We start from the raw sequence: 20,934 nt of genomic DNA on the forward strand, positions 1-20,934 counted from the left end.
TGAGCGTAAGAGGCAAGATTTGGTTTTGTTCACTAGGGTAAGAGAAGAGTGAACGGCTTCGGGCTACATGTTAAAATGAAAGCGTTCACAGATTGGACGTTTAGGAATGGATAAGGGGGATTTATTCAATGGGAGAGTCGTCGAATGTTCACGAGAAATCGCAAGCATTTTATGGTCCTAACTTAGGCTACATCATTGAACTGTACGAGCAATATTTGGAAGACCCGTCATCGGTCGATGAGGAGACACGTCGTTACTTCGACGAGAACGGGGCACCAGAATCATCACCGACAGAAGTACCGGTCTCGGGTCCGTCGTTTGACTTAGAGAAAGTCGTTTCGGCGACACGTCTCGTCAACGATATCCGTGCGTTCGGTCATAAGGCGGCGGATATTTATCCGTTGAAAGATCATCCGCGCGAACAGGAATTGTTCGAACTGTCTCGTTATGATTTGACAGAAGAAGATTTAAAACAAATTCCGGCCCGTCTTCTTTCGGACGATGCACCGAAACCAAATGCAAGTGCCCTTGAGTTATTCCGTCACTTGCTTGACGTCTATACAGGTACGGTCGCAATCGAACTCCGTCACTTAGACGATATGGAAGAGAAGAAGTGGATTCGCCGTCAAGTCGAACAAGGCGCATTGAAACAAACCTTCTCAAAAGAAGAAAAAATCGAATTGTTCAAACGTCTAGCTGAGACCGAACTGTTTGAATCATTCCTTCATAAAACGTATGTCGGACAGAAACGCTTCTCCATCGAAGGATTGGATGCGATGGTGCCGTTACTCGACGCCATGGTCGGCGGACTCATCTCGAGCGGATCTGAACACATCAATATCGGGATGGCACACCGTGGACGTCTGAACGTACTCGCTCACGTACTCGGCAAGCCATACGAGATGATTTTTGCGGAGTTCCAGCATGCACCGAACAAAGAATTGATTCCGTCTGAAGGGTCAATCGGCATCAACTTTGGTTGGTCAGGCGACGTGAAATATCACCTTGGACTTGATCGTAAAGTCGTCGAACAACAAAAAGAAGTACGTCTCAACTTGGCGAACAACCCGAGTCACCTTGAATTCGTCGGATCTGTCGTCGAAGGGTACACACGTGCCGCACAAGATGATCGTTCTGAAAAAGGATCGGCTGTCCAGCAGGATGATTTGGCAGCTTCAATCTTGATTCATGGAGATGCGGCGTTCCCGGGACAAGGAATTGTAGCGGAGACGCTCAACATGACGAACTTGACGGGGTATCGTACGGGTGGAACGGTTCACGTCATTGCCAACAACACCATCGGTTTCACGACGGACCCGAATGATTCACGTTCGACGCGTTACGCGAGTGATATCGCCAAAGGGTATGAGATTCCAGTCTTCCACGTGAATGCAGACGACCCGGAAGCATGTGTCGCCGTCGCAAAATTGATCAGTGAGTATCGTGCCAAGTTCCATAAAGACATCTTGGTCGATTTGATTGGGTATCGTCGTTACGGTCACAACGAAATGGACGAACCGATGAATACGAACCCGGTTCTTTATAAAGCGATCAAAGGACATCAATCTGTCCGTCACGTATATGCCGAGCAACTCGAGGCAGAAGGCGTCATGACAAAAGATGAGAAAGCACAAATCGAGCAAAAGATTGAAGAAGAACTTAAAGCAGCGCGTGACCTCGTTCCTTCTGAAGAAGAGGATGCTGACATCGTCTTGCCGGACGCGGTCCATAAAGGATTCCCGAAAGTCGATACGAGCGTGGAACTCGAACTCCTCACGCAATTGAACGAAGAGTTGCTTGACTGGCCAGAAGGATTCGGTGTTTTCCACAAACTTCAAAAAGTACTCGACCGTCGCCGTGACGCTTTTGGTGAAGGTGGGAAGATTGACTGGGGTCATGCGGAAACGCTCGCCTTCGCTTCGATTCTTTCAGACGGTACGCCGGTTCGCTTGAGCGGTCAAGATTCGGAGCGCGGAACGTTCGCTCAACGGAACATCATGTTGAACGATGTCGAGTCAGGGAAGAAGTTCTCGCCACTCCATCAGCTGTCGACGGCAAAAGCTTCGTTCTCTGTCTACAACAGCCCGCTTTCAGAAGGATCAGTTCTTGGATTTGAATACGGTTATAACGTGTTCGCCCAAGACACGCTCGTATTGTGGGAAGCCCAATACGGTGACTTTGCGAACTCGGCGCAAGTCATGTTCGACCAGTTCATCTCGGCAGGTCGTGCGAAATGGGGTCAAAAATCAGGGCTTGTCATGCTCTTGCCACACGGTTACGAAGGACAAGGGCCAGAGCACTCGAGTGCACGGATGGAGCGTTACTTGACGCTTGCCGGTGAGAAAAACTGGACAGTCGCAAACCTTTCATCTGCGGCACAATATTTCCATATTCTCCGTCGCCAAGCTGAGATGCTCGGCAAAGAAGAGATTCGCCCGATGATCATCATGACACCGAAGAGTCTGCTTCGTCATCCGCTCGCGACGTCACCAATCGAGGCGTTCACGGAAGAGAGCTTCAAACCAATCGTTGAACAGCCAGGTCTCGGTGAGAACGCAGAGAAAGTCGAACGTCTCGTCTTCTGCACAGGGAAGATGGCGATCGACCTCGCGGAAGCGGTCGGCAAGTCAGAAGAGTCGCTCGACTTCTTGCACATCATCCGGGTCGAAGAAATCTACCCGTTCCCGGTACGCGAGATTCGTGACGTCATCAGCCGTTATCCGAACGCGCGCGAAATCGTCTGGGTACAAGAAGAACCGAAAAACATGGGGGCTTGGACGTACATCGAGCCTCGCCTTGAAGCGGTCACAACGAACCGACTCGACGTTCGTTACATCGGTCGTCGCCGTCGTTCGAGCCCGGCTGAAGGAAATCCGACAGCCCATAAACAAGAACAAGCACGCATCATCCGTGAAGCACTCTCTCGCGACGTCGTCTCGAGCGGTGCAGGCACGAGCACATACCAAAAAGATCGTAAATAAGTTAAGGGGGAACTCATTGTGGTCGAAATTAAAGTACCTGAATTAGCAGAATCCATTACGGAAGGAACGGTCGCGACATGGCTCAAACAGCCAGGCGACCAAGTCGAAAAAGGGGAAGCCATCGTCGAGCTCGAGACGGATAAAGTCAATATCGAAGTCCCAGCTGACGAAGCGGGTGTGTTAGAAGAACAACTTGCCGGAGAAGGGGATACGGTTCAAGTTGGCGACGTCATTGCACGTCTCGGTTCAGGTTCTGGTGGCGGAACGGCTGTCGCGACGAAGACGAAGACAGAAAACGCGACAGAAACAAAAACAGAAGCGCCGACTGAGAAGAAAACGGAGTCTGTTGAAGAAGGCAAGAAAGTAGAGAAACGTGAAGAGCACGTCGCGAGCCCGGGTAAAGGGCCAATCGCAACACCTGCTGCACGCAAGCTCGCTCGTGAGAAAGGGATCGACCTCTCAGCTGTTCAAACGAACGATCCGATGGGACGCATCAATGTCCATGACGTTTCAAAACATGAAGACAAACCAGCTGTGAAAGAGCAAAAACCAGCTGCCGCAGCTCCAGCACCACAACCGGCTGCAAGTGGGAAAGAAGAAGAGCGCATCAAGATGACACGTCGTCGTCAAACGATTGCCAACCGTCTCGTAGAAGTGCAACAGACGGCAGCAATGCTCACGACGTTCAACGAAATCGATATGTCGGCGGTCATGGCACTTCGTAAACGTCGCCAAGAGAAATTCGTGAAAGACAACGATGTTAAACTCGGCTTCATGTCATTCTTCACGAAAGCAGCGGTCGCGGCTCTTAAGCGCATGCCTTACTTGAACGCTGAAATCCAAGGAAATGAAATCGTCTTGAAGAAGTATTACGATATCGGAATTGCCGTATCGGCACCAGACGGTCTTGTCGTTCCTGTCGTCCGTGAAGCAGATCGTAAAAACTTCGGTGAAATCGAGAAAGACATCCTTCACCTTGCGGATAAAGCACGTAACAACAAGCTTGGTTTGAGTGACCTCACTGGTGGTACGTTCACGATCACAAACGGTGGCGTGTTCGGTTCACTTCTTTCAACACCAATCTTGAACGGACCACAAGTTGCTATCCTTGGAATGCACTCGATTCAACTCCGCCCAGTCGCAATCGACGCGGACACGATGGAAAACCGTCCGATGATGTATGTCGCACTCTCATATGACCACCGAATCGTAGATGGTCGTGAGGCTGTGACATTCCTCAAGCACATCAAAGAGATGATTGAAGATCCAGAACAATTGTTGTTCGAGGCATAAGATACAGAGGAAGTACCCGCTCCGATATCAGGAGGTGGGTACTTTTTTGTTTAAGGTCATGACGAAAAACCTTTTATTGGAATTTTTAGCAAGGTGTATATGTTATCCTTGATGGAGAGAATCACTAAAAGGGCGTGAATGGAAAATGAAATGGAAAAAATGGTTTCCTTGGATGGGACTTGTCTTAGTTATAGTGATTGTTGCTACATATGCGTTTTATCAGTATTGGATGGGACCGAATCAAAGTGAACTCGACCGGGACAATTTGACGGAAGAAGAGTATGAGCGGGCGCTTGAATTGATTGACATCATCAAAGAAGAAGACCCGCTCGGACAGCGTCAAAACGTGACGCGTCGAATCAATCCGCAGGAGACGACAGGACTCGTCTTTGACGATGAGAAAAAATTGAACAAAGGAAATCTCGTCGAAGCGATGCATCTGATGACGCACCAAAAGATTTTGGCGACAGAAAAAGCGGGTGCCATCCCGATGACGCACGACAATCTGAAAGAGGTCCGCGACTATTTAGAGTTGCTGCGCGACAAAAATAAAATTAAAAGCGAAGACTACCTTCAACTCGGTCGAATCATCGAACGATGGGAACAAGCCATCTTTGATGAGATTGACAAAGAGCAAGACGTTCTTCTAGAGGAGATGTACGCCGTCATCGGATTCTCGAACGGACTCGCGACACGTGCGGAAGAAGAACTGTTCATCTTGAACAACTTCGGTGAGGAATACGTATATACGATGGACTTGGAGCCGATGCCAGAAGAGGAAGAGCAGAAGGAAGACGTGAATACGGAAACAGAAGAGTAATCAAAAAGGAGTTCATCATGAACTCCTTTTCGTATGGGTGCCAGTAATCATTCGAACGACTCATGGAACGAAAGCAGCTTTTTCCCGTTCGCTTTTGACCGATATAAGGCGTTGTCCGCTTGTTCGATGGCGACATGTGGAGGTTCGGTTGGCGACCAAATCGATGCGCCGATGCTTGCCCCGACCTTCACTGAAACGAGGTCGAGCATCACAGGTTGTGAGAGCGTAGCAATAATGGATGTACCGATTTCATGAATACCCTGAATCGAACGCCCATGTCTCGGGAACATCAGGAAAAATTCGTCTCCGCTCAAGCGGACCGGATACACCTCATCAATCGTAAGTGTTCGTAGCCGCTGTGCGACTTCGACTAACAATTCATCCCCGACCGCGTGACCGTATGTATCGTTTACCGCCTTGAACCCATCGAGGTCGATATAAAAGAAAACGTACGGTTCTTTCGAAGCGTGCAATTGATTCAACTGTTCACGTAAGGCGACACGGTTCGAGAGACCGGTCAGCGCGTCACGGTTCGCAAGGAGCTCAAAGTGCACCCGTTCCGATTCTGATTCTGTGAGGGATGTGACGAGCGATTCCAGTGCGAATGCGAGGGACTCAATCTCTTCGATTCCGGATTGATGCGGGAATGTATTGGCTTTTCCTTGCTCCATGAGCGAAGCCGTTTCAGTAATTCGTTTCAACGGTCTCGTCACGACGGAAGCGAGTAACCAACCGAGGACGGCCGTCACAAGTGATGCGAAGAGGCCAATCCATAGAATTCTCGTTTCTAACGCCTCGACCGGTGCGAACGCAATGGATGCCGGTTGACGGATGACGACGCGCCAACCTAGTCCAGGATATTCATCATACCCTTCCCCAATCGACATCCCCGTCAGATAGTCCTGTCCATCCTCCCATTCTTTCACGGAAGCCCCTTCCGTAAACGACACAGGGAGTGGTTTTCCGATTAGGTCGTCTGGACCGAGGAGCACCACGTTGTCTCGTTCACTGACGACGAACAAATCCGTATCGTCGACTTGTTCATGAAGCGTCCGATTAAAATGTCCGAGTACTTCTTTTCCCCATGCCCAACTCAAGTGAGTGGCAAGCACCCCTTGAAATGTCCCGTCTTGAAATAAAGGGACACTGATATCGACGAATTGGAGCGGTTCTCCCGTCGGATTCGGTAACAGTTCAGCTAATAGGACTGCCTCGTGGACGTCACCAATAAAAGGAGTTTCTTTCGCTTCGAGATACACCGGGCGCTCGGCGATGGATGCCTCTTCGAGTATGCCGTTCGTGGAAGCAACGACAGTCCCTTCCGCATCCGTGACACCCATCCAAGAGAATGCCGGAATGTTCGACTGGACTTGATCGAGCAGTCGTCGTGTCGCGTCCGGGTCCCCTAAATCGAGACCTTGCAAGAGTTGGACTTCTTGATAGCGTGACCACATATAAAAGTCGAGTTTGTCCGCCAATTGATGTGATGTTGTCGAAAGACGTTCCCCGATTTCTTGTTCGAGTGAATCAGATGCCCGATGACTGATCAGGGATGTGAGTGCAATCGTCAGTAAAAAGACGAGTGTGGCAATACTGAGCGCCAAAATGAGTCCGAGGCGCATCGTAAAAGACTTGATCATGCGAGTAAAACCTCCTAAAGCTTGAAATGAAGACAATTATGAAAAACGAGTCGAACACATGATAGGTGAAAGAGCTTCCGCTATAATGAAAGACGAGTCGAAAAATAAATAGAGGTGAAGAAAATGAAAAAGAATCAATGGTTGGTCATCACAACCGTCGTTGCGGTCGCATTGATTGCATTGGTGTTCGTCTTGCTCAATCAAGATGAGCCGACAACGGCCGACCGAGGCGATCACGTGTCAATCGAGGGACAACCGACACTCGGAGACTCGGACGCGAAAGTATCGGTTGTCGAGTTCGGAGATTATAAATGTCCATCATGTAAACAGTGGGGCGAAACAATTTACCCGCAACTGAAAGCGGATTATCTCGACAAGGAAGATGTCAGCTTCAGCTATATTAACGTCTTGTTCCACGGACAAGAATCGATTTTGGCATCCCTCGCTTCCGAGTCGGTGTACGAGCAAGACCCTGAATCGTTCTGGAAGTTCCATAAAGCGCTCTATGACGCGCAACCGGCTTCACAACAACACGACAACGCATGGGTGACGGTCGAGAAGTTGAAAGAAATCGCAGGTGAGACGACATCGGTCGACTTGGCACAACTTGAACAAGACCTGGGCGAAAACTCGACCGTGCTCGAAAAAGTCAGCACGGACGACGGGCTTGTGAAAGAGAACGGTGTTCAATTCACACCTTCGATCATGATCAACGGTGTGATGCTCGAGGACCCGTTCGACTACGAACAAATCCAACAGTTGATCGAGCAGGATTTATAAGATGAAGTCATTTTTCGAAAAATATGGATTGTATCTCGCTTGGCTCGTCGCGTTGACGGCGACACTCGGGAGTCTCTATTTCAGTGAGATTCGAGAGTTTGTGCCATGTGAGCTATGCTGGATTCAACGCATCTTTATGTATCCGCTGACGATTATCCTAGGGATTGCCGTCTTCACGGACGATCGGGCGGTACGAAAATATGTGTTACCGCTTACTATCATAGGCGGTATTGTTTCACTTTACCATTACTTGGTACAAAAAGTGCCAGGATTTGCTGAAATTCAGCCTTGTGCACAAGGTGTTCCGTGTAGCGGTCAATACATCAACTGGTTCGGATTCATCACGATTCCGTTCCTCGCATTGACGGCTTTCACGCTCATCACCATCGTCATGTGGAATGTCAAAAAGCGATAAGGAGTTGGAACGTGTGAAGAAATGGTGGATCGGTAGTTTGATGACGATGCTCATCGTCCTAGCAGGATGCGGACAAGAAATCGAGGATCCGCTCAACTGGGAAGTCGAATCGTTCGAATACATGAACCAAGAAAAAGAAATGGTCAGTCTCGACGATTTAAAAGGGAAAGTGTGGATGGCAGACTTCGTCTTCACAAGCTGTGAGACGGTCTGCCCGCCGATGACGTACAACATGACGAAGCTGAATGAAGCGCTCGAAGAAGAGGGCGTCGAAGACGTGCAATTCGTCTCGTTCAGTGTCGACCCGACTGTGGACACTCCGGAGAAGATGAAAGAATTCATGAGCGGTTATGACCTTTCGAAAGCGGATTGGCAATTCTTGTCGGGCTACTCACAAGACGAAATCGAAACGTTCGCGCAAGAGAACTTCAAAGCGCTCGTCCGGAAGCCTGAAGAAGGTACACAAGTCGACCATGCTACGTACTTCTATTTGGTCGACCAGGAAGGCAAAATCATCAAAGCGTATCCTGGTTTCCAAGACGTCCCGACAGAAGACATTATCAACGACATTAAAATCTTACAAAAGTCTTAACAAAAGACCTGTCCCACCAAAGCAGTGGGGCAGGTCTTTTTGAATGATGAAACCTGCTATACTTGAGGGACTAAATCGATTTCCTTGAAAAGGAGTGAACGGGATGAAAGACGTCTTGATTCGATACATGAAACGGTTTACGGATTTGAGTGATACCGAGTGTGAGCGGTTAGTAGCGGATGTACCAATTGCCACGTTTCCGAAAGGGACAACTCTATTGCATCAAGGAGACGTCCCGACTAAATGCTATTTCGTACTGAGTGGCTGCATTCGTCAATATAAAGTCGACGAAGACGGGAATGAGCACACTGTCGATTTCATCACCGAAGAACAGAGTATTACCATATTGACGAAACATCATACAGATGGACGATCACCGTATTCGTTAGCGTGTATAGAGGAATGTTGTCTCGTCGTCGGCGACCTTACGGCAGAGCAGGATCAATACGAGATGAATCCCGTACTTGAGGCGATGACGCGTGACATGATGCAAGAAGACATGGGGACGATGCGCGATGCGTTCGCCTCGTTCATGTCGTCCACACCCGAAGAACGGTATCAGGCCATGATGGAGAAGAGACCCGACTTGGTTCATCGGGTCCCTCAGTATCAACTGGCGAGCTATCTCGGCATCACACCGGAGTCACTCAGTCGGATCAAGAAGCGGGCGACGCGTCACCTGCGGATTGTCGAGTGACATCATGTGTAGGAAGTAATCTTCCTTTCACGATCAACCATACGGCAAATGCCAATTCGCCGACGAACATCGGAAGCATGAGGGTGAGCTCGAGTAAAGTCGTCATGCTTTCAAGCGTGGGGAATTGGTAAAGGGCATGAACAATCGTATAACTGAAACCGGCGACGACGAGTAAGATGCCAATCGTTCTTGGAATGAAATGGGTCCGCATCGCAACCCATCCGACTGCGATGAGGTGAAGACCGAACACGATCAAGCCAAGCGACCAAATGGTTTCAAATGACGTGACCGTTTCGTACACTTGTCTAGCTGAAGTGGAAGTATCGAGGAGTCGCTCGGCTTCAACGAGACGTAAAACAGCGAAGGCGAGAATGAACGAATAAAGGAAGCGAAGTGTCCCGATGAGTAAGGCGAATGTGGTATGAAACGGTTTGAAGAAACGATAGAGTCCGTAGGCGACAATCAGGTCTAGCAAGACAATGATGCCCCAGCCGATGATACCGAGACGGAACAGCGTCGGATGACTGACTAAGTTCTCATACGTTGTCATCGCTTCATTTTCGATGACGAGTGATTGGTAAACGTATCCTTGCGCGAAAAAGGCGACGAGTGCCATGAGGACGAGTGCGATTCCAGACCAAAGCGCGGCACGTTGCTGTGAACGGACAGTTAAATGGGTCATGAGAAAAACTCCTTTCGAATGATCTTGTCACCATCATAAAAGGATGGGAGCAGGTGCACATTGACTTAAGTCAAGAACACGCCATTTTTTGAAAGATGAGTGAATCTGCATACTAACCGATTTAAGATGGAGACATGCACGTTATAATCAATGCAACGAACTTGTAGAAAAGAGGATCTAGATGAAAAAGACGATGTTGCTCTCATTAGTCGGAATGGCGGCTGTCACCGGGACGATTCTGACACAGTACAAACCACTCGGACGAAAACCGAAATCGATTCAATCCCCGAACCAGGTCAACGGGAAATTCCGTAATCAATACGAGACACCGATGAACTTCTCTGCGGAGGACATGGTATCGATGGCTCGTGACTATCGTGATGTGACGTCGCTTCGGAAGCCTAGTGAACGCCTTCCGATTGTGCCAATCGATTTCGAGGAGAAAACGGGTTCGAGCTTCACGAGAATCTATTGGCTCGGTCATTCGGCGCTGATGGTTCAAATGGACGGGAAGACGATGCTCGTCGACCCGATGTTCGGACGCAGCCCATCGCCGCTCCCATTTGCTAAAAATGAGCGTTTCAGTGAAGATTTACCGTTCGACCTCGAAGACTTGCCTGAGATTGATGTCGTCTTGTTGACGCATGACCATTACGACCACCTCGATTATGGGACAATCCTTGCGATTAAAGACAAGGTCGCCATGTTCATCGTGCCGCTAGGGGTAGGGAGTCATTTGAAACGATGGGGTGTCGGCGCAGAGCGAATCGTGGAGCGAGATTGGAACGAGTCATATACGTTCGGGAATTGGACGTTTGTATGTACGCCGGCACGTCACTTCTCCGGCCGCTCGTTGACGGACCGCAACAGCACGTTATGGGCGTCATGGGTCGTCCTCGGCGAGACAGACCGGCTCTTCTTCAGCGGGGACAGCGGCTACGCGCCGCACTTTAAGATGATTGGCGAACAGTACGGACCGTTCGATTTTGCCGCACTCGAATGCGGACAATATGACGTGCGCTGGCCAGACGTCCACATGCAGCCGGAAGAGACGGCACAGGCGTTTCACGATTTACGCGCCGATCAAATGATGCCGATTCATTGGGGTGCGTTCACACTGTCGTTCCACGATTGGTTTGACCCGGCGGAACAGATGACGTCTCTCTTACCGAAAAAAGTCGTCCTCACTCCAAAGATCGGAGAGCGCATTACGCTCGACGGTCGGAATGATACGACGACGTGGTGGCGAGAGCTTCAAGACGCAAACAAGCGATGACATCGGTCATCGCTTGTTTTAATTAAGAAGAGATCTTCTCAGTAGCGTCTTCTTCGATATGCAGTTTATGTTTACGTGTATAGACGAGGAACGCTGCGGTCATCGCAATCGAACTGATTCCGAACAAGACGACCATGAGCTGAAGTCCGATCAAATCAAGGAAGAACCCTGTCACGAGTAAGACGATTTGGAAGATGATCCGGTCGAGCATGTTACGGAATGAGAAGAAGCGCCCGTGATATTCTTTTGGCATCCGTGTCTGGAAAATCGTGACCGCCGTCGGGAAGAAGCAACCAACCGAGAAGCCGAATACGACGAACGCCGCAATCGACATGAACGGGATGTCTGCAAAATATAGCATCAGTTGCGCGACACCGATCAAAAACGAGAACGAGAATAAAATCGAGAACGCCGAGAATTTTTCGCCGATCCGTTTGATCATGAAGGCACCTGTCATGAAGGCGAGTCCTTCGGCCGTATAAATCCATCCTTTGATTGCCGTCGAATCCTGCAACTCACTGATGTTGATGACGAGCAAGTTGAATCCCCCGATAAAGAGTAACGGGATGAGCGTCATGACGAGTGTCATGAAGATGACCGGGATTGATTTGATGATTGGAAAGACATCTTTGAAGCCACTCGACGCCTTCGCATCGATCTTTTTCGCCGACGGTGTCTTCGATTCATCTAGCTTTAAGAAGAGCGTCGCAACCGCAAGCAACAGATAGGCGACGAGCGAGAGCGCATAGACGTTACGGAGCGAAATCAGTGTCAACAAGACACCGGCAATCGCCGTCCCGATGACGCGTGATAACGTCGAAACGTTCATATGGACACCGTTCAAGGCGAGAAGTTCCCGTTCCTTTACGATGAGCGGAATCGCTGCTTGTAGGGCAGGGAAGTAAAAAGCCGCCGACCCTTGTAAAATGATCAAAAAGACGACCATCCACACGACCGAATTCGTCTCGATGGCAACGAACATGAAGAGCACGCTGAGCGCTCGGACGATGCTTGAGATGAGCATGATGTTTTTCTTAGAGCCTTGGTCGGTGAGGCGTCCTGCGAGCGGACCGATGGCGACCCCGGCGAGTAAGCCGATAGCGAGAATGACCGCCTTCACAAAGTCAGAGGGGACGCGGTCTTGCATGAATTCCAAATTTCCAATGATGCCGAGCCATAAACCAAGACCGGCGACGAATTCGCCCGTCAAGATGATCCAGACGTTCCGATTTTTCCACATAGATGTAGTCCTCGATTCTTATATGCTAATCACTATTATCAAGTAGTAGGATGGAGAATACCACAAAAAAGAAGCCGAATGTCGGCTTCTTCATCAATCAAATATCACAGTTGTCGTCGGTGCACGTCGCACCGTTCGAAAGGACTTGGATTGTCGGGTTGTTCTCAGACCAGACTTTTTCGAGCACTTGCGTGAACGCTTCCGTCGGTTGAGCACCAGACACCCCGTATTTGTTATCAAATACGAAGAACGGTACACCTGTGATGCCGAGGTCGCTTGCGCGCTTCTCTTCGGCACGAACGTCTTCCGTATACACGTCAGTCGTCAAGACGTCACGGACAGCGTCATGGTCAAGACCGACATTTGTTGCGATCTCGAGCAGGACATCGTGGTTCCCGATGTGCTTGGCATCGACGAAGTAAGCTTGAAGCAACGCTTCCGACAATTCTTTTTCTTTCCCGACCGTCTTCGCATAATGCGTCAAACGATGCGAGTCGAGTGTACCGGTGACGACCATGTTCTCAAAGTCGTAATCGAGTCCGACTTCGCGGGCTTGAGCGGCGACTTGAGCCGTCGTCCCTTTTGCCTGCTCGATCGGCATACGGTATTTCGTTGCGAGTGCCTCATAAATGGTACGTGAATCGTTCGTCGGCGCATTCGGGTCGAGCTCGAAACTCTTGAATTCGACTTCCACTTGGTCCGCCTGTGGGAACTGTTCGAGCGCCTCTTCTAAGCGACGCTTCCCGATATAACAAAACGGGCAGACATAATCTGACCATACTTCAATTTTCATCATAAATCCCTCCTGTCCCTAGTGTAGGAAATCTTGAATTCAAAGTACAGGAAACGGCTCACAAAAAAAGTCCCCCGATAGGAGGACTTAAAAGACATACCAGAATACGCAGACGAAGTGGGCAAAGCTTCCGAACAAGATGAACAAATGGAACACCTCATGGAATCCCCATCCCCGCCAGTTGACGAATTTTGGCTTGAACCCGTAGATGAGCCCACCAATCGTATACATGACGCCCCCGAGGACGAGCCAGAAGATGCCGGCGTTACCAATTACGTCATGGAGCGGTCCGATAAAGAAGACGGACAGCCAGCCCATCCCGATGTAGAGCGCGGTCGATAAGAAACGCGGTGCATGGAACCAGACGAGTTTGAAGACGATGCCGAACAAGGCGAGTGCGTGTACGGTACCGAAGAGAACCCAGCGTGTCGGTCCCTCGAGCGCGAGTAGCGTGAGCGGCGCGTATGTACCCGCAATCAATGCGTATATCATCGCATGGTCGATTCTCCGGAAGAAGGCGATGACGTTCGGTGAGGCGATGATGCTATGGTAAAGACCTGACGATAAGTAAAGAAAGACGAGGCTGATCCCGAATAAAATCGCAGCCATAATCGCAAGCGGCGAGCCAAGTAGTGAAGCTTTGACGACCATCGCAATCAGCGCAATGAAAGCGAGCACCGCACCGGCGAGATGCGTCAGCGCGTTGATCGGTTCACGGAAAATCGAATTCATGTAAAAACACTCCTTATCACATCATGTAGTATCGATAACTACATGATATACTGAAGAAGAACAAACAGCAAGGTGTACCTTTCGACAAATGAGAGTTTTCTTTATACTTGAAGGTGAGGTGAGACGGATGAAAGCGAAGAATATTACCGAAACGGAAGGGACGCTCCCTAGGGACGTATTGCCGACTGTCGATTTATACATGGACCAGGTCATCCAATTGTTCGAGCAGCATTATGGGAAGATGAAGCGGGACGAGGATGAGACGATTTTGACGAAGACGATGATCAACAACTACGCCAAGGGCAAGTTGTTCCATCCTGTCAAAAATAAAAAGTATACGAATGAACATCTGATGTTACTCAGTTTGATCTATGAGATGAAAGGTCTCTTGTCGATCAATGACATCAAAGAGACGCTCCGTCCGTTGAACGAGTCGGACGAGACGTTCTCACTTGAGGACTTTTATGAAGCGTATCAGGCGCAAAAAGTGAAGAATCTAGAAGCGTTTGAAGCCCAGGCTGACACGCTGTTACATGCATCGCTCGAAAAAGAGAACGGTGTGCAGCGAACGCTCGCCATTGCGTCTGCCGTGCACATGAGCCACTTGTATCAACGATTGGCCGAGCAGTTGATTGATGAGAAATGAAACAACTCCTCCAAGGGCGAATGTCCCACGGAGGAGTTGTTGTTTAATTATTGATGTACTTCTCGTATACCGCACCGAAGTCTTTTCGGTTCCACTCATGATAGTGACGTTGTAGCCAATCGAACGATTGCTCGTTCAATTCCTTGAACGTGTTCGGTACGTTCATGTCGCCTTCGCGAAGCCCGCTCAAAATCGACACCGAGTGTGTGAGCGACGTATTCGCATACTCCATCATGCGACGACCTTCCCGTTGGATTTCTTCGATCGCGAGGAGTGCCTTATACAAATCTTTCACATGCTCGATTTGCTTTTTGTTGATGTCGATCGAGTACGCTTTGTCGCCGATTGAGAATTTGACTTCGACATCGAGGTCGACCGTACCCGCCGTCTCAAACATGACGTGCTTGATTGGATAATGTGAATACGGATAACGATAGAGGACGCGCTTCGAACTGATGGCGCTCGTTCCATCGAGGTGAATCATCGACAAGTTGGTGAAACAATACTCATCTGATTTCGACTTGATCAAGAAATAAATCTTTTCATTGTCTTCGTGAAGGACGTAATCATCCGCATCCGCCTTATCGAAGTCGGACGGGTCAATCACCTCACCGATGTCGCTGAAGCCAGTCAAATCAGAAGCCAGTTTTTTGAACATGTCATTCACTCCTCAATAATGGATTTTATGCATCTCTTTCGGGTCAGAGCCGGTCCGCTCATTACGGTTGAGCGTATCGATGGCCGCCATCTCTTCTTTCGTCAACGTAAAGTCGAATACCTGTATATTCTCTTTGATTCGACTTGGTGTCACCGATTTCGGGATGACGGCGACCCCGTTTTGTAAGTGCCAGCGCAAGATCACTTGAGCCGGTGATTTGCCGTGACGGTTCGCAATCTCGACAATCGTGTCATCTTCGAGCGCTTCGCGTCCTTTCATGAGTGGACTCCACGCTTGAATTTGAATGTCATATCGTTTGCAGAAAGCAATCAATTCCTTTTGAGACAAATACGGATGGATCTCGACCTGGTTCACGGCCGGGACGATCGAGCACGACTGAATAATTTGTTCTAAATGCTCGACTTCAAAGTTCGAGACGCCGATCGCACGGACACGTCCTTCTTCATATAACTGTTCGAGTGCCTTATACGTTTCGACGAACTTCCCAAAACGGGGCATCGGCCAGTGGATGAGGAACAAGTCGACATACTCGAGACCGAGTCGGTCGAGACTATCCTGAAACGCTTGGAGCGCCTCATCGAACCCGTGGAACTCATTCCAAAGCTTCGTCGTCACAAACACTTCTTCCCGAGGAATCCCTGCTTCACGAAGCGCTTGTCCGACACTTTCTTCGTTTTGATAAATCGCAGCCGTATCAATCAAACGATAATCCGAATCAAGCGCAGCTTTGACCGTATCGACCGTCACCGCGCCGTCTTCGACCTTGTACACACCGAGCCCGAGCATCGGCATCTTGACGTTATTATTCAACGTCGTCCATTCCATAACAAATCCCTCCCTCTCGTCTCTAACGTTACCGAAATTTTGGGTGAAGGGAAAGTAAAAACTACAGACGGATGCTTTCCCCGTGCGACTTGATCACAATTTGGTCACGGTCCAGTTTTGCGACCGCGACGAGCCGATGATAAGGCTCCTCGACCGGCTCATAAGAGAGGACGAACGTGTCCCAATGCATCGGGAAGAAGCGCTTCGCCCCGCTCTCTTTGTACATCATCCAAGCCTGTTCGGGGGTACAGTGCGCCTCTTGGAACGAGTCCGGTTGATAAGCGCCGATCGGGAAGAACGCGAGGTCAATCGGTTCACGGTCAGCGAGCCCTTTGAAAGAGTCGGTATACGCCGTGTCTCCCGCAAACAGCATCCGAATCCCTTTGTATTTGAGGAGATAGCCGTTATAGCCCATATGTTTGTCCCATGGGAAACGGTTGCCCCAATGTTTAACGGGGATGGCCCGGACATCGAGTCCGTTCGCCAAGGTCACTTTGTCATGCGGATGCAGTTCGAGTGTCTGCAGACTCGGGTATCGACGGAGCAGGCGACTCGTCCCTGGAGCGGAGACGACAATCGTCTCGCGGGTGATGAGTCGTTTTAAACTTTTATGGTCAAAGTGGTCCATATGGGCGTGACTGAGCAAGATGACGTCAACCGGTCCGATATCCTCGATGGAGAGGGCGGGAGCCGTGTGACGTTTCATGCCGATTGTCAGCGGTCCTAAATGGACACCGATTCGCTTAGAGAAGACGGGGTCCGTCAAAATTTTGAGTCCATACCAATGGATGAGGACGGTCGAATGCCCGATCCACGTCGCTTGCACATGCGTCTCATCAATGCTTGTCAGTTCTGGACGTTCCGGCCATTTAAAACGTGGGCGGGGGAGCCGTCGTTTGAATCGTGTATAAAGAAACGTTCCGACGCTCGCCAAGACGGCACTCGGAACGAGGATGCGTCGACGCATCATGCATCACCTCACTGTTCGAATATACTGTCATCATAACGCGGGGAAGAGTGCATCGCATCCGCCTAAAGGAGTAGAAAAAATGGGAGATTGTGGGGTACACTCTTGCGAATCCGCTTTCAATTTGATACGGTGGCAGTAACTTAGGAAAGAGAGGTACACCGTGCCATGAAAAAAACACGTTCACTCCAACGATGAGACGAATCATCACTGTTCGCTTGAACAGTCACGGGTGAAGTGTGTCCATTTTTCAAGTGCGGGAAACGCTCTCTTTCCTCTTTGAACGGATTCCTTCACACCACCGCACTTTGAGCGGATGGTGTTTTTTTGTTTCATCGCGTATCGGAAAAATGAGCGAGGTGAAACAGATGTTAGCAATCAAACAAGTTCGGTTCGACTATGACCGAAAACCATTATTTGAAGCGGTCTCTTTTGAGGTCGCAGCCGGAGAACGCGCTGTGTTATTCGGACTGAACGGGAGTGGGAAGACGACACTCTTCCGACTCGTAACAGGGGAATTAACACCACAAGCCGGAATGATTGACTGTCACGGTGAGGTAGGGCTCGTCCGGCAGACGATTGAATCGGAGGACATGTCACTCCTGGAGTGGGTGATGCGGAGCGATCCTGAACGGTATGCGCTCTATAAAGAAGTGTCCTCTGGTGATGAGGTGCGAGTCATGCGTTTTTATGAACGAGCGCTGTCACTCGATGTGTATAACTTGGAGCAAGAGGCGACGCAAGCGTTGACCCGACTCGGGTTGGACGGTCAACTTGACCAAAACATCAACGATTTGAGCGGGGGAGAGAAGACACGGGCACAACTCTCGACCTTGACGATGAAGCAGGTCGACGTCGTCCTACTCGACGAGCCGACGAACCATCTGGATGTCGAGTCGATTGACTGGCTCACGAAATGGCTGAATCGATTCGACGGGACGGTGCTGATCATCTCCCACGACCGTCAACTGATGGATGATGTTGCGACGGTCATACTCGAACTGTTGGATGGGGAAGTCACCAGATATCCGGGGAACTATACGGCGTATCGACGTCAAAAAGAGGACGAACGCCTGCGTGACGAACGAGCCCATGCCCGCTACGTGAGCCGCAAAGCAGAGTTGCTCGATATGATTGCCCAATACAAAGGTTGGCACTTGAAGGCGAAAGCGACAGCCAGTGTCCGCAGTCCGGGTGCGCAAAAAGGAGCGGCCAATCTCGCTGTTAAAATGAAGGCGAGGGAACAGAAGCTCAAACACCTCGAAGACAATCGTCCACGAAAGCCGAAAGAAGAGAAGGACATCTCCGTCCAATTTGCGGCAGATGAGCTCGAAGCGAAGACGTGGCTGACGTGTGAAGAGGTGACGTTTGGATACGACAAGCCATTCTATGAACCGATTTCCTTCTCGATTAAAAAAGAAGAACGCCTCTCCATCATCGGACCGAACGGAAGTGGAAAGACGACGTTGTTGAATGTGCTGATTGGTGAACGAGCACCGCTTTCAGGTGTCATCAAGCGGCATCCTCGTCTGAAGATTGGGTATTTTTCGCAAACGCTCGAACGTTTACCGAAGACGGGGACATTGCTCGATGCGTTACTCGCCCAGAGTGACATTGGGGAGACGGAGGCTCGGACGCTGCTTGCGCACTTCTTGTTCCGTCGGGATGAAGTGCATCAGCCCATCGACGAGGCGAGTATGGGGGAGAAGTGTCGGATCGCCTTTTTGATTCTCTATTTCTCCGACGCGCATCTGTTGGCACTCGATGAACCGACGAACTATTTAGATGTGGCGACACGGGAACAAATCGAGACGGCCTTGTCTGTTTATCCAGGTGGATTATTGCTTATCACGCACGATCGCTACTTTCATCGCTTGACCTCGCGGACAATCGAGCTCGGTAAAACGATTCGTATTCGTGAGAATATGGAGAACGATGAACCGGTTGATGTCGAGCAGATGATGCAAACGATGGACGAATTGACAAAACACGACTTGAAATTTTTTGACGAGGCAGGAAACCTTCTACCATTTGACGAAACGAGTGAAATGAATCGAATCGAGTAGGAGTGAAGAACATGAATGGAGGAAGATTGTCGCGCGCGACGACACGAAAGCGTAAACGAGTATTCCGGGTGACGACTGCGGTAGCCTTGGTCCTCGCTTTGGTCGGGATCATCGCGTTCGCGGCACTGATCGACAAAAAAGGAGAGTCTGCTTTACCGAAATCAGATGAGATTGCGACCGAGATGGTCGATTCCGAGTCGGAACAACCGACCGATACCGAAACCGAGTCTGCCGATACAATCTATATCGGGCAACCGTATACGAAAGTCTATGCAGATGACCGTGTCGCAGTCGTCTATGAGGCCGACCTCGGTGATCGTTTCGAACGTTTGGAGACGGTCAGTGGCTTCGTGAAAGTACAGCTAAATGAACGCATGACGGGGTGGGTTACGGAAGAGAGTGTGACGACGGATGCTCTGGCCTTGTCGGACGATGACGTGATCGCCGCGTGGCAACAAGTCGTCCCGAGCGCTTCGGAGACCGACCTTGATTGGATTGGCAAAGATGTGGCGACCGTGCGCGCCGAACTTGGTAGCCCGACTGCCGTTCAGCGTGACCAAGTGAACGAATACCATTTCTATGATGGGTTCTTCTTGATGGTACGGGACCAAAAAGTGCGAGCCATCGATTGGGATCGCCAAGCAGTCGCAACACCTGACGTGACACCGACGAACGAACAAGCAACTGGGATTTGGTACGAAGGGGAGACGGTTCAGTTGAAGCTTTTCCCATACAGCGGTGTGATGCGTGTGCGTCTCGAGCACAAGTAAGACAAGACGGGAGAGGAATCTCCCGTTTTTTTATGATGTTTCATTCAAATGAACGTTTGAATGTTTCGTAAAAATGGAATAAGATAAGAAGTAGAAGGAGGCGTCAGTTATGGGACATCATCATGATCACGACCATCACCATCATCATTCCACGAATCAACGTGCGCTGTTCCTCGCTTTTCTGTTGATTGCGACGTTCATGGTCGTCGAGGTCATCGGCGGACTTTGGACGAACAGTTTGGCACTCTTATCCGATGCGGGGCATATGCTCGGGGATGCGGCGGCTTTAGGACTCAGTTTCCTAGCTGTCCGATTCGGGGCGAAGGCGGCGACACCGAACCGGACGTTTGGATATCGACGCTTTGAAATTTTAGCGGCATTCATTAACGGGCTGACCTTACTCGTCATCTCGATCTATATCTTAATTGAGGCATATCAGCGATTGAGTGCTCCACCAGAAATTTTGAGTGGGGGAATGCTCGTGGTCGCCATCATCGGACTACTCGTCAATATCCTCGCCGCTTGGATTTTGATGCGCGGAGAAAAAGATAATTTGAACGTGAAGAGTGCGTTGCTTCATGTGTTCGGAGACTTGCTGGGGTCAGTCGGTGCCATCACGGCAGCACTTTTGATCATGTCGTTCGGATGGACGTGGGCGGACCCGGTCGCGAGTGCGTTTGTCGCTATCCTCATCTTGATTAGCGGCTATCGCGTGACGCGCGATGCGATTCACATCTTGATGGAAGGGTCACCGGAACAAATCGATGTCCGGGCGATGCAAGCAGAGATTGCCACAGTCGAAGGGGTGAAAGAGGTACACGACCTGCATGTCTGGTCAATCTCTTCGAGTGAGCATGCGGCGACGTGCCATGTGTTAATTGGAGAAGATACGGACGACCAGGCCGTGTTACGTCAAGTGACCGAACGGATTCGTAAATATGGGACGTTCGAGCGCTCGACGGTGCAAGTCGAACGTGAACGACAATGTTGCGAGGAGCGAATCATTTGGTAAGCAAAACGGACACTCACCCGAGTGTCCG

At 50.0% G+C, this 20,934-nt stretch carries 20 protein-coding genes; 12 read left to right on the forward strand and 8 right to left on the reverse strand.

Annotated elements, in window-relative coordinates; all coding sequences use genetic code 11:
- Nucleotides 1-128 precede the first annotated feature (128 nt).
- The 3 genes from KNP04_RS07415 (at nt 129) to KNP04_RS07425 (ending at nt 5,094) form a co-directional block, all read left to right on the forward strand.
- Nucleotides 129-2,981, forward strand: coding sequence for a 2-oxoglutarate dehydrogenase E1 component (locus KNP04_RS07415; RefSeq protein ID WP_214875234.1), 2,853 nt, complete (start codon nt 129-131; stop codon nt 2,979-2,981).
- Between the two features lie 18 nt (nt 2,982-2,999).
- Entirely contained in the window at nt 3,000-4,274 is a 1,275-nt protein-coding gene (odhB, locus tag KNP04_RS07420) for a 2-oxoglutarate dehydrogenase complex dihydrolipoyllysine-residue succinyltransferase (protein ID WP_214696050.1), read from the forward strand.
- Nucleotides 4,275-4,419: 145 nt separating this feature from the next.
- Nucleotides 4,420-5,094: a DUF6241 domain-containing protein gene (locus tag KNP04_RS07425; protein ID WP_214875235.1), complete on the forward strand. Its 675-nt coding sequence runs from the start codon at nt 4,420-4,422 to the stop codon at nt 5,092-5,094.
- Between the two features lie 47 nt (nt 5,095-5,141).
- On the opposite strand, the gene KNP04_RS07430 is transcribed toward KNP04_RS07425, so the two are convergent.
- Complete coding sequence (locus KNP04_RS07430) at nt 5,142-6,734, reverse strand: diguanylate cyclase domain-containing protein (protein WP_214875236.1); 1,593 nt, start codon at nt 6,732-6,734, stop codon at nt 5,142-5,144.
- Nucleotides 6,735-6,857: 123 nt separating this feature from the next.
- Here KNP04_RS07430 and KNP04_RS07435 point away from each other — a divergent pair, with 123 nt between their 5' ends.
- From KNP04_RS07435 to KNP04_RS07450, 4 genes are all read left to right on the forward strand, one after another.
- Nucleotides 6,858-7,514 (forward strand): DsbA family protein, encoded by a 657-nt coding sequence (locus KNP04_RS07435; protein WP_214819287.1) that lies wholly within the window; start codon nt 6,858-6,860, stop codon nt 7,512-7,514.
- A gap of 1 nt (nt 7,515) precedes the next feature.
- Nucleotides 7,516-7,929, forward strand: a complete 414-nt coding sequence (locus KNP04_RS07440) for a disulfide oxidoreductase (protein WP_214875237.1) — start codon at nt 7,516-7,518, stop codon at nt 7,927-7,929.
- A 4-nt stretch (nt 7,930-7,933) separates the two neighbouring features.
- Nucleotides 7,934-8,521: an SCO family protein gene (locus KNP04_RS07445; RefSeq protein ID WP_483297970.1), complete on the forward strand. Its 588-nt coding sequence runs from the start codon at nt 7,934-7,936 to the stop codon at nt 8,519-8,521.
- Nucleotides 8,522-8,624: 103 nt separating this feature from the next.
- Nucleotides 8,625-9,218 (forward strand): Crp/Fnr family transcriptional regulator, encoded by a 594-nt coding sequence (locus tag KNP04_RS07450; protein WP_214875238.1) that lies wholly within the window; start codon nt 8,625-8,627, stop codon nt 9,216-9,218.
- Here KNP04_RS07450 and KNP04_RS07455 read toward each other — a convergent pair.
- Nucleotides 9,178-9,900: a DUF4386 domain-containing protein gene (locus tag KNP04_RS07455; protein WP_214875239.1), complete on the reverse strand. Its 723-nt coding sequence runs from the start codon at nt 9,898-9,900 to the stop codon at nt 9,178-9,180. The two genes, KNP04_RS07450 and KNP04_RS07455, sit on opposite strands and share 41 nt — an antisense overlap.
- Nucleotides 9,901-10,081: 181 nt before the next feature.
- On the opposite strand from KNP04_RS07455, the gene KNP04_RS07460 reads away from it, so the two are divergent.
- Nucleotides 10,082-11,176, forward strand: a complete 1,095-nt coding sequence (locus tag KNP04_RS07460; RefSeq protein WP_214875240.1) for an MBL fold metallo-hydrolase — start codon at nt 10,082-10,084, stop codon at nt 11,174-11,176.
- A gap of 22 nt (nt 11,177-11,198) precedes the next feature.
- On the opposite strand, the gene KNP04_RS07465 is transcribed toward KNP04_RS07460, so the two are convergent.
- From KNP04_RS07465 to trhA, 3 genes are all read right to left on the reverse strand, one after another.
- On the reverse strand, nt 11,199-12,416 hold the full coding sequence (locus KNP04_RS07465; RefSeq protein WP_214819297.1) for an MFS transporter: 1,218 nt from the start codon (nt 12,414-12,416) through the stop codon (nt 11,199-11,201).
- Between the two features lie 97 nt (nt 12,417-12,513).
- Nucleotides 12,514-13,209, reverse strand: a complete 696-nt coding sequence (locus KNP04_RS07470) for a DsbA family oxidoreductase (RefSeq protein WP_214875241.1) — start codon at nt 13,207-13,209, stop codon at nt 12,514-12,516.
- 87 nt (nt 13,210-13,296) lie between these two features.
- Nucleotides 13,297-13,941, reverse strand: a complete 645-nt coding sequence (trhA, locus tag KNP04_RS07475; RefSeq protein ID WP_074032708.1) for a PAQR family membrane homeostasis protein TrhA — start codon at nt 13,939-13,941, stop codon at nt 13,297-13,299.
- A 127-nt stretch (nt 13,942-14,068) separates the two neighbouring features.
- Here trhA and KNP04_RS07480 point away from each other — a divergent pair, with 127 nt between their 5' ends.
- On the forward strand, nt 14,069-14,587 hold the full coding sequence (locus KNP04_RS07480; protein WP_214875242.1) for a DUF1836 domain-containing protein: 519 nt from the start codon (nt 14,069-14,071) through the stop codon (nt 14,585-14,587).
- A 43-nt stretch (nt 14,588-14,630) separates the two neighbouring features.
- Here KNP04_RS07480 and KNP04_RS07485 read toward each other — a convergent pair whose 3' ends face one another.
- The 3 genes from KNP04_RS07485 to KNP04_RS07495 form a co-directional block, all read right to left on the reverse strand.
- Nucleotides 14,631-15,245, reverse strand: a complete 615-nt coding sequence (locus tag KNP04_RS07485) for a PH domain-containing protein (RefSeq protein WP_214747806.1) — start codon at nt 15,243-15,245, stop codon at nt 14,631-14,633.
- A 12-nt stretch (nt 15,246-15,257) separates the two neighbouring features.
- Complete coding sequence (locus KNP04_RS07490; RefSeq protein ID WP_214819303.1) at nt 15,258-16,091, reverse strand: aldo/keto reductase; 834 nt, start codon at nt 16,089-16,091, stop codon at nt 15,258-15,260.
- Nucleotides 16,092-16,152: 61 nt separating this feature from the next.
- Nucleotides 16,153-17,058 carry an MBL fold metallo-hydrolase gene (locus tag KNP04_RS07495; protein WP_251129884.1) on the reverse strand — a complete coding sequence of 302 codons (906 nt, stop codon included), beginning with the start codon at nt 17,056-17,058 and terminating at the stop codon, nt 16,153-16,155.
- A gap of 368 nt (nt 17,059-17,426) precedes the next feature.
- Between KNP04_RS07495 and abc-f the strand changes: the two genes are divergently transcribed.
- The 3 genes from abc-f (at nt 17,427) to KNP04_RS07510 (ending at nt 20,906) form a co-directional block, all read left to right on the forward strand.
- Nucleotides 17,427-19,124: a ribosomal protection-like ABC-F family protein gene (gene abc-f, locus KNP04_RS07500; RefSeq protein ID WP_214875244.1), complete on the forward strand. Its 1,698-nt coding sequence runs from the start codon at nt 17,427-17,429 to the stop codon at nt 19,122-19,124.
- An 11-nt stretch (nt 19,125-19,135) separates the two neighbouring features.
- Nucleotides 19,136-19,894 (forward strand): hypothetical protein, encoded by a 759-nt coding sequence (locus KNP04_RS07505; protein ID WP_214875245.1) that lies wholly within the window; start codon nt 19,136-19,138, stop codon nt 19,892-19,894.
- A gap of 109 nt (nt 19,895-20,003) precedes the next feature.
- Entirely contained in the window at nt 20,004-20,906 is a 903-nt protein-coding gene (locus tag KNP04_RS07510; protein ID WP_214875246.1) for a cation diffusion facilitator family transporter, read from the forward strand.
- Nucleotides 20,907-20,934: the final 28 nt, after the last annotated feature.

It is taken from the genome of Exiguobacterium sp. CH10 (genome assembly GCF_018617635.1).
GTDB classification, from domain to species: Bacteria; Bacillota; Bacilli; order Exiguobacteriales; family Exiguobacteriaceae; genus Exiguobacterium; species Exiguobacterium aestuarii_A.